This is a genomic window from Parahaliea mediterranea (genome assembly GCF_003402235.1).
GTDB classification, from domain to species: domain Bacteria; phylum Pseudomonadota; class Gammaproteobacteria; order Pseudomonadales; family Halieaceae; genus Parahaliea; species Parahaliea mediterranea.
This window is the reverse complement of sequence record NZ_QEWO01000010.1, coordinates 1-15,339: the sequence shown is the minus strand read 5'-3', so window position 1 is coordinate 15,339 and position 15,339 is coordinate 1. Positions and strand designations below refer to the sequence as shown.

Genomic DNA, 15,339 nt, shown 5'->3' with positions numbered 1-15,339 from the left:
TAAAGGTCGAAGAAAATACCGAATTTCTCAGCGGATTAGAAACTAATAGCCCCCTGCAGGCCACGAGTGGCGGGGCCTCCGGCGGTTTTTGCAATATTTGGAGGCAAAATCCCTAGGACCCCATGATGCCTCTCGAACTAGTTGGTAGCGATAGTATGCGTTACATCATGCAGACTGTGGGACCCATTTTGGCCGCAGCGATACTCATGGGCTGCGATGGCGAACCCCAAAATGGCACAACCAGTACTGGGATTACTCCACAGCCCTCGTCACCCGTTGTAGTATCGATTACGAGTCCGGAAATAGCGGCATTATCTGAGCCTATTTTTGTTACCGGCACCATTCTCGCACGCCGCTCCACCAATATTTCGCCGATGGTTGGTGGCCTCATCGAAGAAATCTATGTCAACGTTGGAAGCCGTGTTGAAGAAGGGCAGCCCTTGCTGCGTATGCGCCAGAAAGATTTCGAGATTAATGTCCTGCGTCTTTCTGAGGCTAAGCGCCTGGCAGAGGCAGAGTACAAAGACTCGGTACGCGATCTTGAAAACGCCATCGCACTCAGAGAGAAGCAAGCATTCTCTGTCGAGCAACTCGATGACAGGCGCACACAAGTTGAGGTATCGGCTGCGAAGCTCGGTATTGCAAGCGCCAATCTTGCCGAGGCGCAGAAGGAACTGGACGACTCAATAACCCGAGCACCCTACCGTGGCGTTATCACCCAGAGACATGTGGATGAAGGCGCATACGTCCCATCAATCATGCGCTCTGAGCACCCAGTCCTCCAAATCCAGGAGATTGATGTCATGGTGGCACTGGTGTTCGTGCCCGAAGTTTATTTAACTTCCATTCAGTTGGGTACGCTCGGAAGGGTTCACATACCGAGTATGAATCAAACCTATGAGTCGGAAGTGGCGCTGATCAACGATCGAATAGACCACAAAACTCGCACTATCGATGTAAGACTGGGAATACCAAATGTGGATTATGCGATCAAACCTGGGCTTTTCATTGAAGTCGAGCTGATGCCCATTTCAAGACAGGGGCTAGTGTTATCACCCAACGCTACTATGGGACTGGGAAGCAGCCGCTCTGTCCTGGTGGTTGAAGATGGCGTAGTTAGTCAACGCACAGTGCAAGTACGTGAGCTTAGTGATGGTCGGCTTGAGATACTCCAGGGCATAAGTTCAAATGCGATCCTTGTTGTAGGCCCCAGTATGCGCAAGGTTTCTGATGGTTCACGGGTCGCAATTTCAGAACATCCCTATGTGGATAGCTGACCTCTGCATTCGCCGGCCAGTGCTGGCGATCATGATGACCGCTGCGCTCATGATGCTGGGCGTGGTCTCCATGGATCGAATAAGCATCGATCTGTTCCCGAGCGTTGAAGTGCCCATTGTAACGGTCGAAACAATACTCGAAGGAGCCTCTCCCAGCACGGTAGAGACAGAAGTTACCGAGAGGCTTGAAGAAGAGCTAATCGCTATATCTGGCGTCGATACGATGCGCTCGATTAGCGGTGACGGTTTTTCACAGATAATCCTTGAATTCGATATGGAGGAAAATCCCAACCTGAAGGCCCAGGAGATACGGGACAAAATCAGTCAAACTATGCCGCATCTGCCTGACACGGTTAATCAGCCTGTCGTCTCCATTCTTGATCCGGATTCTGAACCCATTGTCTCGGTGATTGTATCCGGCCCCCGTCCAGTGGGTGAACTCACAGCCTTCGCCAAAGATGTCGTCAAAGAGCGTTTGCAGAGAGTGCCTGGCGTTGGCAGCGTGATTCTTGTCGGGGGCCGCGAGCGGGAAGTACGCATCTGGTTGAAAGCCCCACAAATGCGGGGTTACGGCGTAATTGCGGCCGATGTAATCAGCGCTATCCAACGTGAGCATGCTGACATCCCTGGCGGCCGCCTGGATTACCACAGCGGGTCCACGGAACTGACCATCAAAACCATGGGCGAAGTAACCAGCTTAAAAGAGTTGGGTGAAATCATTATTTCTCGCGATGATAAGGCGATGGTGCGCTTGATAGATGTTGCCGAAGTTGAGGATGGTCTGGAGGATGAACGCAGCTACGCGGAGCTAGATGGTAGAACAGGAGTAAGCCTCGAAATTCGCAAACAATCTGGAACCAATACCACCAGTATTGCCAAAGCAGTTAAGGCAGCGCTGACCAAACTTCAGACAGAAACACCAGCTGAAATCAACATTGTCACGGTAAGGGACAGTTCGCGATTTATCGGGTCCGCAGTGCGAGACGTGTCAAACGATATTTTGCTAGGCATCCTCCTGGTTGTCATTGTCACACTTTGCTTTTTACTCAGCGTACGCGCCACGCTAATTGTTGCAACCGCTATTCCAACGGCAATCATCGCTACTTTTTTCGCTTTCTACCTACTCGATTTTTCTATCAATATGGTATCGCTGATTGCCATATCACTGTGTGTCGGCCTGCTCGTAGACGATGCCATAGTTGTGCTGGAATCTATACACCGCGAAGTTGAAGCTGGGCTCGACCTCAATGAAGCTGCTTCAACGGGCACGCGAAAAGTTGCCACTGCCGTCATCGCATCCACCCTTTGTGTGATGGCGGTGTTCTTGCCGATTTCCTTTACCACAGGTCTGGTTGGTGTGTTTTTCTATCAATACGGTGTCACCATTGCTGTGGCAGTAGCACTATCTCTGTTTGTTTCCGTTACCCTTACGCCTATGTTGAGCTCTCGTTTGCTCAAAAAAAGTTCCGGCCATAGAGGAATGTTTGCGCTACTGGATAAGGGCTATGTGCTTCTGGAAACAACCTACGTTAAGGGCGTTCGCTTCGCACTTCGCGCTCGCTGGCTTGTTCTGCTGTTGGCCGCTGCCACTGTCGGTATGGGTGTTTATAATGCGGGTCAGGTTCCCCTCTCATTTACGTCCGCAACTGATAGAAGCGAGTTTCTCGCCAAAGTCGAGCTTCCTCTGGGAACCGGTCTTACCCAGGCCAAGCGTGTTGCCACTCAAGTGAGTAAAACTGTCAGTGACCTGGAACATATTGAATTGGTGTTCACTGTTATTGGCTCCGGCGCTCAGGCCAAGGCAAACGAACTATCATTCTATTTTGGTCTGTCGCCGAAACAACAAAGGAGCAGTCATCAGTATGAAGTGATGGATGACGTCCGCACAGCGCTCGCTTTGGCCATACCCGATGCCAAGCACATCTCTTTGACAGATGTGCCCTGGATATCCGGAGGAGGATTCTTTGGTGCCGACATGGAGATGGCTTTAAGCGGCGATGATTTAGAACAACTTCGAACATACGCGGATACTATCACGAGCCAGATGGAAGAATCTGGCCTCTTCAGGGATATCAAGTCCAGCTATGAGCCAGGCAAGCCTGAATTGCAGGTTACGATAAACCGGCGCAGGGCCGCTGATTTGGGCATTTCGGTTCGAGATATCGCCGCTACTGTTGGAGCCACGATGGGTGGTGTAGATGTTACAAGTTACGAAGAGTTCGGTAATCGCTATGACGTGCGCCTGAGATATGCAGAAACGTACCGCGACGAGATCGGAAAGTTTGACCTCATTCAATTACGCGCGGCAGACAACAGCTTAATAGATTTCCGTAACGTCGCAGAGGTAAGCGTAACCAGTGGCCCGGCACAAATCGATCACTACAATCGGGCTCGAAAGATCGGTATTTCTGCAAACGCTCCCGCTGGGATCGCGACAGGCGAGCTGATGAAAAAAATGGATGAGATTATTAGTGATCTCGATATGGCCACAGGGTACGAGAGTTCATATCTAGGCACTTCAGAGCAAATCAATGATATTGTCGAGGCAATAATTTTTGCACTAACAATGTCGATGCTCAGTCTATACATGATTCTGGCTAGTCAATTCAACAGCTATACTCAACCAGTAGTGATCATGCTTACCGCTCCGCTGTCTTTTGTGGGCGCATTCAGCTTGCTCGCATGGACTAACTCCGAGCTTTCAGTCTTGACACAAATCGGTCTGGTCGCGCTAATGGGTCTGGTTATGAAAAACGGCATTCTTCTGGTGGACTATGCCAATCAGGCCATAGAGCAAGGCCACAGCGCAGCGGAAGCTATGATCGAAGCGGCTCATTTACGCTTACGCCCAGTACTGATGACTGCGTTCTCTACCATATTCGGTATGATCCCTATAGCGCTGGCCACGTCTGATGGCGCTGAGTTACGCACTTCAATGGGTATACTCGTAATAGGCGGACTAATTTCCTCAACCGTGCTTACCTTATTTGTTGTTCCAGTGGTTTACACATTACTCGCCGACGCCGAAAGTCAGCTTGCCCGTCTATTAAAATCGGAAATCTGAACAAGATGGATACACTCCAACTGGAAAAAGTTTACGAGTTGTTCAGCGCCGGGATCGGTGCTCACAGTGATATGTCACTGAAATTTGTTTCTACCGAGGAAAACCAAGTCGTATTGGAAATGCCTTTCCAGGAAAAGCATGCAACAGCGCACGAAAATGGTTCGTTGCACCCTGGCGCTCTGGCAGCCGCACTGGACAGTGCCTGCGGTTTCGTAGTCCTCCAAAGCCTCGCGGTGCCACAGGCCATTGCGACCATCAACCTGCGAATCGACCACATACATTCCGCCCCCGTAGGCACTGATGTTCGAATCCAGGCGGAGTGCTACCAGCAGATTAACGGGTTTGCCTATGTCAGTGCATTCGCCAGCAGCCTGGACGGAAGAAAGATGTTGTGTAACGCGCAAGGTATTTTCAAAATTGGCAGCCCAGGTCCTGCCCTGGATCGAAGCTTGCTCTATCGACGAGGTGATTAATCAAGATGGACAAACATCTACTCCAGTTTCTCGACGAGACGCCCTATGCGAAAAATTACGGGACCGAGCTTGTCAGATGCGAACCAGATGTCGAATGCCTGACTCCTTGGGCAGAGCATTTTACTGGTAACCCATTGTTGCAAGCGTGGCACGGAGGAGTAGTTGTAGGCGTTCTCGAGCTTACCGGTGCGTTGCAAACTTTAAAGGTATCAGCCGACGAAGTGTGCCCACTCCTATCAGCCAACATCAATTTTCTACGTCCCACCAAGGGTGATCTAGCCGTGCATACACGCGCTTACCTTGTTCGAAGTGGGAGGCAGATTCTGAATATCGATGTCATCGCCTGGCAAATCTCGCTGCAAGAGCCCACTGCTGCGGCAACACTGACTTTTGCAAGACGTAGTTAGTCACCATCCTTCTGTTCGATTTAACGCTAAATTCACGAAAAACCACCCCGTACCGCCTGCGTTCCGGCGCGAGCTCATTAGCCGCTCGCCCGAGAGAATTCTCGGTAAGAGTCTGGAAGAACACTCTTCCCCCAAGGCAATGGTGGATTTTTGCGGGTACAAATGTGCAGTTTTCGTCCGGCGTTGATAGGCTTTTCACAGCGGAGCATATCGTTTTCCGCATCAAAACCCCACGTCACTAAGGCGCGAAGCGAGTAGTGACGTGGGCAGCGCGCACATTGCGGCAATCTTGGTAACACCGAGGCTTAACGTCTTTTCAGGGGTGGTTACAGTGGAACCACCCCCTCAAAGGTGGATTGGGTCGTGTAGGCACAGTCAAATATGGCCAAAATTGCATTGCAGAGAGCTTTCAGGGCGTTTGATGGCAGCAAGTTTTCAGCTGCCGGGCAGAAACCACTCCCGATTCAGGTGAAGTTCTCTGTGACACGCGTATTCTGTGTTCCTATAATCGGCCCCAACACTGAATTTTGTCGCTGCCACTGCGCTTAAAGTGGCAAGGAAGACCCCACCTTGCGAAAGCGAACGGGGTAGGTGGATTCAGGTAGTTTTGGAATCTGCTGAACGCGTCACTCAGGACCCTTCTTGACGCAACGGTCAGCGATGACCGGGTCCCTCTTCGAACTATCGCAGTGCCGCTTCGTCTGGGTACCGCACCTTCAAATCCCTCCCGCCTGGTACGGGGATCGGTTCCATAAGCGCTGTGGATGGCCGGGCATATATGCCGGCCTGAAAGACAGTTTCTTCAACCACGCAAACGCACTGGCGGTCAGTGCGCTCTGCTCAACTTAAAAAGGAGAAATCCACCACCAGCCTTTGGCTGGATGACCGTTGGTTTGCACGGGCCAGTTTTCTTGCGAAAACACACCGTGCTGTCTATGGCCAGACACATTCAGGTCAACCGGGATTGGTGTCCCGTGATCGTACCGCTCGTCGGACCTGCGCAGCATTGTTGCCAGGTGATCAGAAACACTCACCGGTGGAAACAACACTATGCGAGACCTGAACTACCAACTGAAACTCTTGTGCAAACACAGCCATGAAGGCAGCTTCGAAACCCGCGTAGGCCGTGAGCGCCAGTTGAGCGCAATCGCCAACCAGTTGCACGAGCTGGGCTTCCGGCAATTGAAGGCCTCCTCCCTCAAACAAAAGCATGTCCAGGCCCTGGTGGACGAGTGGCTGAAACAGAACCTTTCACCCGGCACCATCAAGAACCGGATGAGCTGTTTACGCTGGTGGGCCGAGAAGGTTAACAAGCGGGCCGTGGTTGCCAGCTCCAACGACTTTTATGGCATACCGGACCGGCAGTTCGTATCCGGCACCAGCAAGGCCAAGGACCTGAAAAGGGACCAACTCGCCCTGGTGAAAGATGAATATGTGAGGATGAGCCTGCGCCTGCAACAGGCCTTCGGGCTTCGACGGGAGGAAGCCCTGAAGATCCAGCCCCGCTGGGCAGACCGGGGTGATCACCTGCACCTCAAGGCCAGTTGGACCAAGGGCGGACGGGAACGCACCGTCCCCATCCGCACCCTGGAACAACGCGCCCTGCTGGAACAGGCCAAGCGGCTGGCCGGTTTCGGCTCGCTGATCCCCCGGGGCCGGCAATACATCGAGCAGCTCAGGATCTACGAACGCCACACCGCCAACGCCGGCTTATCCAAAATGCACGGCCTGCGCCATGCCTATGCCCAGCAGCGGTACCGGGAACTCACAGGTTGGCCCTGCCCCCATGCGGGCGGGCCCGCCAAAGAGCAATTAACCGGGTCACAGCGTCAGGTCGACCAGCAGGCCCGCCTGACCATCAGTGCTGAAATAGGCCATGTCAGAGCCCAGATAACTGCTGTGTACATAGGCAGATAGGGCATGCAGATCCAACCCCGCCTGATCCGACTCCGCGATGCCCCGGCCTACCTCGGGATCAACAAGAATACTTTTAATCGCGTGGTGCGCCCTGCCCTGTCTGAGGTTTCCCTGGGACAACAAACCATTCTCTTCGACAGACTTGAAATCGACGCCTGGGCGGAGGACTATATCCAACGCAACGGGCGTCGTCCTTTAGGCTCAATTCTGGAGGACGATTTATGTCAAAGCGCAACAAAATGCCGGGGCTCCGCCTCAAAAACGGGATCTGGCATATCGAAAAACGCTCGCAGTACGCCCCCGGCGGCTGGCTCCGCGAAAGCACAGGAGTATCTGGCCGCACTGAGGCAGAGCAAAAACTGATCCGTCGACTGGCGGAGATTCAAGGGGAGGCAAAGCAACAAGCCGCAGCGGTTTATACCTTCGAGGCAGCGGCACTGCGATACCTCGAAGATATTGCACAGTCGTCATCGGCAGAAACGATAGCGATACATCTGGACCAGTTGTTCGTGTATATCGGCGCACTGCCCCTGGAGCAGGTCCACGACGGCACTTTAAAGCCATTCGTGGATGAGCGGCTCCGTCTGGGGAAGGCCCCGAAATCCATTAACAATGCGATTGGTACAGCCAGTGCAGTTCTCAATCGCGCGGCGCGGGTATGGCGAAATGAGCAAGGGCTGCCGTGGCTAAAACAGGCACCGCCCAAACTCAGTCGGCTATCGCTCAAGGGGTGCCAGAAAAGACCGTACCCCTTGTCGTGGGAAGAACAGGACAGGCTTTTTTCAAGGCTCCCCCGCCACCTGGCGGATGCCGCGATGTTTGCGGTCAATACGGGATGCCGGGAACAAGAGGTCTGCCAGCTGCGCTGGGCATGGGAGGTAAAACTGGATGATCTATCCACTTTCGCCTTTGTCCTGCCCGAGTCGATCACCAAGACCAGTACCGAGCGGGTGGTGGTGCTCAACACGGTCGCGAAGGCAGTAGTCGATTCACGGCGGGGGATCCACGAGGACTTCGTGTTTACCTATCGGGGCAACCCGGTCGGGAAGTTACGGACCAGCGCGTGGATCAGGGCCTGGACGAAGGCCGGGTTACCGACGGACAGCACCATACTCAAAGGCGTTCACAATTTGCGCCATACGTTCGGCCGAAGGCTGCGAGGCGCGGCGGTTCCACTGGAAACACGCAAGGCGCTGCTGGGGCATGCCAGTGGTGATATCACCACCCACTACTCGGCAGCCGAACTCGGCGAACTGCTGGATGCCGCGGAGAAGGTGACCGATCGTGGGCGCGCGCAATCGCCCACCCTGACAGTGATAAAGCGGCAGAAGGAGGAAAGTGTCGGAAAACTGCCGGAAATGCGCGGGAAGGTTAGTGGCTGCTAAGCTGCAGACCCTTACGGAATTGGCGCGCCTGGCACGATTCGAACGTGCGACCGCCTGGTTCGTAGCCAGACATAACTTTAATCAAACTGTCGCTGTGGGCTTCGTAGATAGCTTGCTAACTGATTTGGCGGGTTTACCTCGGTAGTCCTTTCGTGTCTCCCGGCAGCCGTCCTTATAGCTTGAACAGCCCCAGAAGAATCCGTGCTTTCCTTTGATCCGGCGGAGTTTTCCACCGCAACCATCACCGGTACAGGGGTACGTTGGTGGCTTTGCTTTATCTTTTCCTGATACACGCGGCTTACGACCGTGTTTTGTCTTTGGTGCGGGCTTACCCGTGCCTTTCAGAGCCGCAGGAATGGAGAGGCCACCGGCTCCCTCTCCCACCAGATGTTCCACATGGCCCTGAATGCTGCTCATAAAATAATCAAGCGTCTCGTCACCTTCGACGATCTGGCTCAGATTGAGCTCCCACAATGCGGTCATATCCGGTAGTGTTACGTACTCGGGCAGGGCGTCGATCAGGGTTTTACCCAGATCGGTAGATGTCACGATCTTGCGGTGTTTCTCTAGATAGCCGCGCTTGAAAAGGGTATCCAGGATCGTCGCCTGTGTGGCTGGCGTCCCGAGGCCATCGGTCTCCTTTAGCACCTTGCGGATCAGGGGATCTTCCACGAACCGCGCCACGCCGGTCATCGCATCGAGCAATGAGGCCTCGGTAAAGGGTTTCGGTGGCGTGGTTGTCTTTTCCTGTACGGCAGCTTCTAACACCGTTACCGCCTGGCCGGGAGTGAGGATTGGCAACGGCGATCCGCCCAGTTCATTTTGGTCTTGAACTTTCGGCTCAGGCTTTGGTGGGACTGCACGCCGCCAGGCGTACCAGCCGGCGGTGGTTTCCAACTCCTGCTTGGCGCGGAGCAGCTCATCGCCGGCCGTAGTGGATACCACAATGTCTAAGCGGGTTTTCTCGAGTTCTCTTGGTGGCAGAAACTGCAGCAAGTAGCGGTGGGCCACTAGGCTATAGATGAATTGTTCGTCGCTGGACAAGCTGGCGGCTGACTGGCTTTTGGTGGTGGGGATGATCGCGTGGTGCGCCGTGACCTTCTTATCATTCCAGCACAGACGTCACCGTCCAGCAATGGATTGATGAGGGTGGATTGTCCGGCCGCACCACCACTCTTGACGGCATCTGCGAGATACATCGACGGTTTGGCGGCGAGCGGGCTCGTATGACACCCGGTGAACTTCGTGATCGAGACGTGATCGTCGGCGCCCATGTGCCCGTCAGCCCGGGCGCCCTGCCCCGCTTTCTCCGTCGTTTCGAGCAGGTCTATGGTCGACTCGGCAAGGCACAGACAACGATCTCCGCTGCAGCTGCCCATCACCGCCTCCTCTGGATACACCCCTTTCTGGATGGTAATGGCCGCGTTGCCCGCCTCATGTCCTACGCCATGTTAAGAGAAGCGCTCGATACCGGCGGTATCTGGTCCATCGCCCGTGGTCTGGCCCGGCAGGAGGCACGCTATAAACAGCACTTGATTGCCTGCGACCAACCTCGTCGTGGTGACCTTGATGGCCGCGGCAGTCGCAGTGAAGCGGCACTTGCAGAATTCACCGAGTTTTTTCTGCAGACCTGTATTGATCAGGTGGACTTCATGGAGCAACTCGTCCGGCCCAGCAAACTGCGCGAACGCATTCGACTCTGGGTCGAGGAAGAAATCCGTACAGACAGTCTACCGCCAAAAGCCGGCCACATACTGGAAGCCGTCCTCTATCGCGGAGAGCTTCCTCGCGGTGACGTTCCCGACATTGTCGGGACTGGCGATCGCCAAGCCAGGCGCATTGTTTCAGCGCTCATGCAAAAGGGCGTATTGCATTCAGCCAGTCCCAGAGCGCCTCTGCAGATTGCCTTCCCGGCACGACTGGCCGGACGCTGGATGCCAGGGCTGTTCCCTGAAGCGGCCAGTTGACTACCATCTATATCCTCCGAAAAAGCGGCAGGCTGCGGGAACATACCCTTCTTACAACAAGCTGGCATTACAATTCGGGCGGTGGAGGTGTAGGCTAGGCGTCCTTAGGACGCCTAGCCTACACCTCCAGCCCCTATATTTTCCGGCCCTGCAGGCAATCCACACACAGACCGTTTTGGATTTTCAGTAGACGTCGCTAATTCCCTGACATGTCAGCCCGATTCTTCGTGTTCCGCCTCGAGTTCTTGGGAAACCTCCTGGTGCGCCGTTACTTCTGGCACTCTCCCGGATACAGCATTTCCATCAGGACACCCTCCCCTTCCTTCATATCCAGCGTCTCGCACACCGTTTCAAAATGCTCATGCTGGAAATTGGATGCCAGAAAGTCTTTATAGGAGACGACTTCTGCTCGCACTCGCTGGCTGGCCCAGTGACCCGCGTTATCCTGCCTGTCGATGAACTCCACCATTTGTTCAAGGCGGTGGATCGTGTCCAGTACATCGCCCAACTCATTAATATGGTTCCGCAGTGATTTCGCATTTTCCTTCCGCTGCCGGATGCGTGCCTGTCGTTCGGCTTCTTTCTCTTGACGACGTTCTTCTTCCTCAATAAGCAGGCGTTTCTCCTTGGCTTCCACCGCCGCTGCCTGCAACCACACGAAAATATCCAGAGCGCGCTCTTCTAGAGTAGTGGCTTTGGTATCCCGCCAGCGTCGCTCGTTCTTGGAAAGATCCAGACGCCAGTCAGACTGATTATCACTGATATGGAAGATCAATCGCCCAGAGGGGTAGTAGTCCCAGGTTCGGTAGGATTTTCTATCACTGCTGCCCGACCACCTCAGGCGGCGCGCCTCGTACTCCAGTTCTTCCTTGGTCGGCGTATGCGGTTTCTGGTTCCGGGTTTCATACAGCGTGAACTCGAAAGTCTCCTCGCCCACTTTCCAGAAGCAGTTGCTCTTCTCAAGATACAGCTCATGGCCCAGTTTGCTTGCAAGAGCGGCCATTGACTGAAGAAGGCGGAATGCCCTGGCTTTGCTGGAATCACTCAAACAGGTCTTTTTCCAGTAAGAGTCGCCCAGGTCCCGAAACCCGTACTGATCTTTCTCGGTTTCCTCCAGCAAAGTACGCAGAGCATCCACAAAAGGATGGAGGGTGCGTGGCAACCGCTCGACCAACCTGAAATCGGCGGCAATTTGTTCGCGGTAGCTAAGCGCCTGCGATTCGATGGCCGTCACCGCTGGGGAGCGTGTCTTCACCGGCCTGGGCTGGATATTCACAAGGGCATCAGCGGGCTCCAGACTGGTACGCAATCTGGGTTTTGACACTTTCTTGCCGCTCTTGAGCTTTGCCCAGTAACCCCTGGAGGGCGTAGGAATGTGATGTTTCCGGCAGTGATTCTTCACTGCAACATCAGAAACTCCGAGAGACTCCGCTACCCGGGTCACCGGCTGTGACCACACCAGGTCAAACAATTCCTGTCGTGTCATTCGTATACTCCGTCGGACTTTCGCTCTACAAGCCACTGCAACTTACACATTGGCATCCGTGTTTTGTGGTATTTCCGCTGCACCATTAGATTGGTGAGTTTATACGTAGTCAGGCTACGCAAACCGCGACGTTCTTGTTGAGCGGAGCGATACAGTAGTGACGGGCTCATTTTATGGGATGACAAACGTCCTCCTGTATGGGGGCAGACTTGCTGCGCCTGTCGACTTTCGGCCTTATCCAGATTGAGAGGGCGTGATTGATCAGTGATCAATGCCCTATAGGTGACTTTGCAGTTGTACACTCCGGGGAGCTGCACACACATGATGTACGTCTTGATTTTGTGTACATGACCCGAACGAGAGCCTATTGCGTCCGGTAACCTTATGTATTTATTAGATAAATATACAGACAAGGGGCACATGTACACCACTAGACACCGTACACTTTTAATGTACAATTGATTTTTGTGTACGAAGCTGGTGCAGAAAATGGAGAATCAGATTCTTGAGAGGGCGATCACTGCACTCACCGCAGAGGTCCCTCTACAGGTTGCGATCAGAGACCGTGAGGTTGCTATTGGGAGATATCGCGCGGATGCGCTTATCGAACTTGGCGATGATGCCGTGCCCTATGCGGTTGAAATAAAGCCCCGAGCCGCTCAGGCGAACCTGGGTGCGCTTGTCGAACAATTGCGCCTCATACAAGATCACTATGGCGTAGATAGAGGCATGCTCGTCACCGACTATGTAAACCCGAACCTTGCCGCACGACTGAAACAGCTGGAGCTCCAGTTTATCGATGCCGCGGGTAATGCCTACATCAACGCACCCGGAAATTTCATCTATGTCCGGGGAAACAAGCTGCTTCAGGAATTCACAGCGAAGGAGACAAATCGGGCTTTTGAGCCTACCGGCCTGAAGGTTGTATATGCCTTCCTGAAAAATCCGGAGCTGGTGAACCGGCCCTATCGCCATATCGCGGAAATCACCGGCGTCGCCAACGGCACCATCGGGTGGGTGATGAATGGCCTGAAAGAAGCGGGATATTTAAGGGATCTTGGCCGGGACAAGGGAAAACGCCTGGTAAACCTCGAAGGCTTGTTTCGACGCTGGGTCGATGCCTATCCCCTGAAGTTACAGAAAAAGCTGAACCTGGGCACGTGGACCGCCGGGAATCCCGTTTGGTGGGTCGATGTTGTTATAGAAGAATTTGGTGCGGTTTGGGGCGGCGAGCTCGCCGCAGACAAGCTGACCCATTACATCCAGCCGAAGGACGTGACTGTCTACCTCCCGAAAGAGCGCTTAAACGAGTTTGTGAATGGCGCACGATTGCGAAGAACGGGAAAAGATCAGCGCACCGAGGAAGGTGTTGTCAGAATATTCGACATGTTCTGGACGCCAGATAATCAATGGACAGAAACCACTGACCCCATACTCACCTACGCGGACTTAACAAGCACTGGTGATCCGCGCAACCTGGAGACAGCGAAGCTTGTTTACGAAAAGTACATCGATAGACATCTCCGGGAAGCTACACCGGGGGGCGGTTGAGCTTTATCGGGCAGTCGATAAGGCTGTTTCCCAGCTAAACATCCCCTATCTCATTGTCGGAGCCATGGCCAGAGACATTGTGTTGGTACATGGCTTCGGTGCTGCGATTGAGCGCGGTACCCGGGATATCGACTTTGGCATCCAGGTGGCTTCTTGGTCAGACTTTGATCAACTGCAAAAGCTGCTTATTGATCAAGGTTTCTCCCCATCCAAAGAGCCACAACGTCTGGTCAGCCCCGAGGATTGGGACCTGGATATTGGATATATCGATCTGGTTCCCTTCGGCGCGTTGAGTGACGCCGGCGATCTCATTGCCTGGCCTCCAAAGGGTGAAATCAAAATGAGTGTGCTGGGCTTTCCCGAGGCACTTGCCAACGCGACCCAGGTAAGGATCGATGCCGACCCCGAGCTGATCGTGCCAGTGGCATCCCCGCCGGGAATGGCACTTCTTAAATTGGTCGCATGGGGAGATCGGGACATTGCCGAACGCCCAAAGGATGCGCAAGACCTACTCTACCTCATGAGTACATACCTCAAAATCAATGCAATGGTGAACGAGGCCTATGAGTCCGGGGCCATGGATCGGTTTGACCACGAATTTGATCCGGTGGGAGCTTACCTGCTGTCTCTCCATGCAAAACACATCGCTGCGCCTGCCACGGCTGATCGTATAGCGGAAATTCTGCAAGATGAGACAAGCTCGGAAGCTTTATTGTTAGACATGGCCAGAGGGCGCGATGCAGATTTAGTGGGAGCGCAACTGGATGCGTTCAGGCAGGGATTCTGCTCGTTGTGATGAACACTATCGACATTGGCGACCGCGGTCGGCGGCACGTAAGTACCCACAACCGGGAGTGCAGGATAAATCCACATGGCAATTTCGCAAGTGCCTACCCCACGTCATATGGCTGTGACCAGCCTCCCAAATTTCACGCTGTCGAGTACTGCTATAGCGACTGATCGCTAAAATTGTAGGCTGAGATGCTGGAAAGGAAATCCTGATGGGACGCAAGAAGCGGTCAATACTTGATGATCTAATGGTCGCACCATGGTGGGTAAGCCCTATGGTGGCAGCGGCCGCGTTCCTTGGACTGAAATATGTGGTCCCCGCCATTATCCCAGAGACCCCGCTCTTCTTGGCGATGAGATCGGCAGGGCCGACAGTCGCTCCCTATCTGGCAATCCTGTTGCTGGTGCCAATGCCCTTCGCCTATCTGAACGGTCGCCGAAAGCGCCAGCTGGTAGACACGCACCGACGCATCAGTGAAATCCGCGGGTTGTCCTGGCGCGAGTTTGAAGAATACGTTGCTGAAATCTACCGTCGCCGCGGATACACCGTAAGAGAGAATCTGGCCGACGGCCCCGACGGTGGGGTCGATATTCGCCTTGAGCGTGACGGCAAGCCCCATATCGTCCAGTGCAAGCACTGGAAATCCAACAAGGTCGGCGTCACCGTCGTACGTGAGCTCTACGGTGTCATGGTCAGCGAGGGAGCGCTGAGCGCCGCGGTCGTCACCACGGGCATGTTTACCGAAGAGGCTCGTCAATTTGCAGCCGACAAGGCCATTGATCTGATCGATGGTGCTCAGCTGGAAGGCCTGATAGGACAGCCCGCGACCAGGCATGCCCAACCGACACAAGCCGACGCAACCGCCCTCGACTGCCCCCACTGCGGTTCCACGCTGGTCAGGCGCAAAGCTCGCCGAGGCAGCCGGGCCGGACAGGCGTTTTGGGGATGCTCGTCCTTTCCCCAGTGTCGCTATACACGCAACATCTGACGCTCGAGCGTCACTGCACCAGATAATGCCCCCA

Annotated in this window: 12 protein-coding genes and 1 tRNA gene; 10 read left to right on the top strand and 3 right to left on the bottom strand. The window is 54.2% G+C overall.

The features are described 5' to 3' along the window. The first annotated feature begins 125 nt into the window (after nucleotides 1–125). The 6 genes from DDZ17_RS21020 to DDZ17_RS20995 all read left to right on the top strand — a co-directional run bounded on the left by DDZ17_RS21020 (nucleotide 126) and on the right by DDZ17_RS20995 (nucleotide 8,523). Nucleotides 126–1,277, top strand: a complete 1,152-nt coding sequence (locus DDZ17_RS21020) for an efflux RND transporter periplasmic adaptor subunit (RefSeq protein ID WP_157976778.1) — start codon at nucleotides 126–128, stop codon at nucleotides 1,275–1,277. Nucleotides 1,278–1,311: 34 nt separating this feature from the next. Beyond that, nucleotides 1,312–4,341 (top strand): efflux RND transporter permease subunit, encoded by a 3,030-nt coding sequence (locus DDZ17_RS21015; protein ID WP_157976777.1) that lies wholly within the window; start codon nucleotides 1,312–1,314, stop codon nucleotides 4,339–4,341. 5 nt (nucleotides 4,342–4,346) lie between these two features. After that, on the top strand, nucleotides 4,347–4,814 hold the full coding sequence (locus DDZ17_RS21010) for a PaaI family thioesterase (RefSeq protein WP_116369014.1): 468 nt from the start codon (nucleotides 4,347–4,349) through the stop codon (nucleotides 4,812–4,814). A gap of 5 nt (nucleotides 4,815–4,819) precedes the next feature. Continuing rightward, entirely contained in the window at nucleotides 4,820–5,221 is a 402-nt protein-coding gene (locus DDZ17_RS23075; protein ID WP_076001765.1) for a PaaI family thioesterase, read from the top strand. 1,050 nt (nucleotides 5,222–6,271) lie between these two features. Beyond that, on the top strand, nucleotides 6,272–7,138 hold the full coding sequence (locus DDZ17_RS21000; protein WP_027948882.1) for a phage integrase N-terminal domain-containing protein: 867 nt from the start codon (nucleotides 6,272–6,274) through the stop codon (nucleotides 7,136–7,138). A 221-nt stretch (nucleotides 7,139–7,359) separates the two neighbouring features. Next, nucleotides 7,360–8,523, top strand: a complete 1,164-nt coding sequence (locus tag DDZ17_RS20995; RefSeq protein WP_116369013.1) for a tyrosine-type recombinase/integrase — start codon at nucleotides 7,360–7,362, stop codon at nucleotides 8,521–8,523. Nucleotides 8,524–8,543: 20 nt separating this feature from the next. Here DDZ17_RS20995 and DDZ17_RS22565 read toward each other — a convergent pair. Beyond that, a tRNA-Arg gene (locus tag DDZ17_RS22565) sits at nucleotides 8,544–8,616 on the bottom strand. Next, a complete protein-coding gene (locus tag DDZ17_RS20990; RefSeq protein ID WP_116369012.1) occupies nucleotides 8,605–9,642 on the bottom strand; it encodes a DNA topoisomerase in 1,038 nt (345 codons plus the stop codon). The genes DDZ17_RS22565 and DDZ17_RS20990 overlap by 12 nt, the downstream gene beginning before the upstream one ends. A 35-nt stretch (nucleotides 9,643–9,677) precedes the next feature. Here DDZ17_RS20990 and DDZ17_RS20985 point away from each other — a divergent pair, with 35 nt between their 5' ends. Then, entirely contained in the window at nucleotides 9,678–10,490 is an 813-nt protein-coding gene (locus tag DDZ17_RS20985) for a Fic family protein (RefSeq protein WP_206613618.1), read from the top strand. Nucleotides 10,491–10,758: 268 nt separating this feature from the next. Here DDZ17_RS20985 and DDZ17_RS20980 read toward each other — a convergent pair whose 3' ends face one another. Next, nucleotides 10,759–11,976: an RWP-RK domain-containing protein gene (locus DDZ17_RS20980; RefSeq protein WP_116369010.1), complete on the bottom strand. Its 1,218-nt coding sequence runs from the start codon at nucleotides 11,974–11,976 to the stop codon at nucleotides 10,759–10,761. Nucleotides 11,977–12,465: 489 nt separating this feature from the next. Between DDZ17_RS20980 and DDZ17_RS20975 the strand changes: the two genes are divergently transcribed. The 3 genes from DDZ17_RS20975 (at nucleotide 12,466) to DDZ17_RS22850 (ending at nucleotide 15,305) form a co-directional block, all read left to right on the top strand. Continuing rightward, the gene (locus DDZ17_RS20975; RefSeq protein WP_116369009.1) at nucleotides 12,466–13,527 is read left to right on the top strand and encodes a type IV toxin-antitoxin system AbiEi family antitoxin; all 1,062 of its coding nucleotides are present in this window, start codon (nucleotides 12,466–12,468) and stop codon (nucleotides 13,525–13,527) included. A gap of 64 nt (nucleotides 13,528–13,591) precedes the next feature. Next, entirely contained in the window at nucleotides 13,592–14,323 is a 732-nt protein-coding gene (locus DDZ17_RS20970) for a nucleotidyl transferase AbiEii/AbiGii toxin family protein (RefSeq protein WP_116369008.1), read from the top strand. Nucleotides 14,324–14,528: 205 nt separating this feature from the next. Continuing rightward, a complete protein-coding gene (locus DDZ17_RS22850; protein ID WP_116369076.1) occupies nucleotides 14,529–15,305 on the top strand; it encodes a restriction endonuclease in 777 nt (258 codons plus the stop codon). The last annotated feature ends 34 nt before the right edge of the window (nucleotides 15,306–15,339 follow it).

Bases quoted from the DNA above. Each gene is read 5' to 3' on its own strand.
- DDZ17_RS20995 (WP_116369013.1), top strand. From the start codon at position 7,360: ATGTCAAAGCGCAACAAAATGCCGGGGCTCCGCCTCAAAAACGGGATC.
- DDZ17_RS20970 (WP_116369008.1), top strand. From the start codon at position 13,592: ATGGCCAGAGACATTGTGTTGGTACATGGCTTCGGTGCTGCGATTGAG.
- DDZ17_RS21020 (WP_157976778.1), top strand. From the start codon at position 126: ATGCCTCTCGAACTAGTTGGTAGCGATAGTATGCGTTACATCATGCAG.
- DDZ17_RS21010 (WP_116369014.1), top strand. From the start codon at position 4,347: ATGGATACACTCCAACTGGAAAAAGTTTACGAGTTGTTCAGCGCCGGG.
- DDZ17_RS20975 (WP_116369009.1), top strand. From the start codon at position 12,466: ATGGAGAATCAGATTCTTGAGAGGGCGATCACTGCACTCACCGCAGAG.
- DDZ17_RS23075 (WP_076001765.1), top strand. From the start codon at position 4,820: ATGGACAAACATCTACTCCAGTTTCTCGACGAGACGCCCTATGCGAAA.
- DDZ17_RS22850 (WP_116369076.1), top strand. From the start codon at position 14,529: ATGGGACGCAAGAAGCGGTCAATACTTGATGATCTAATGGTCGCACCA.
- DDZ17_RS20980 (WP_116369010.1), bottom strand. From the start codon at position 11,976: ATGACACGACAGGAATTGTTTGACCTGGTGTGGTCACAGCCGGTGACC.
- DDZ17_RS21015 (WP_157976777.1), top strand. From the start codon at position 1,312: ATGACCGCTGCGCTCATGATGCTGGGCGTGGTCTCCATGGATCGAATA.
- DDZ17_RS21000 (WP_027948882.1), top strand. From the start codon at position 6,272: ATGCGAGACCTGAACTACCAACTGAAACTCTTGTGCAAACACAGCCAT.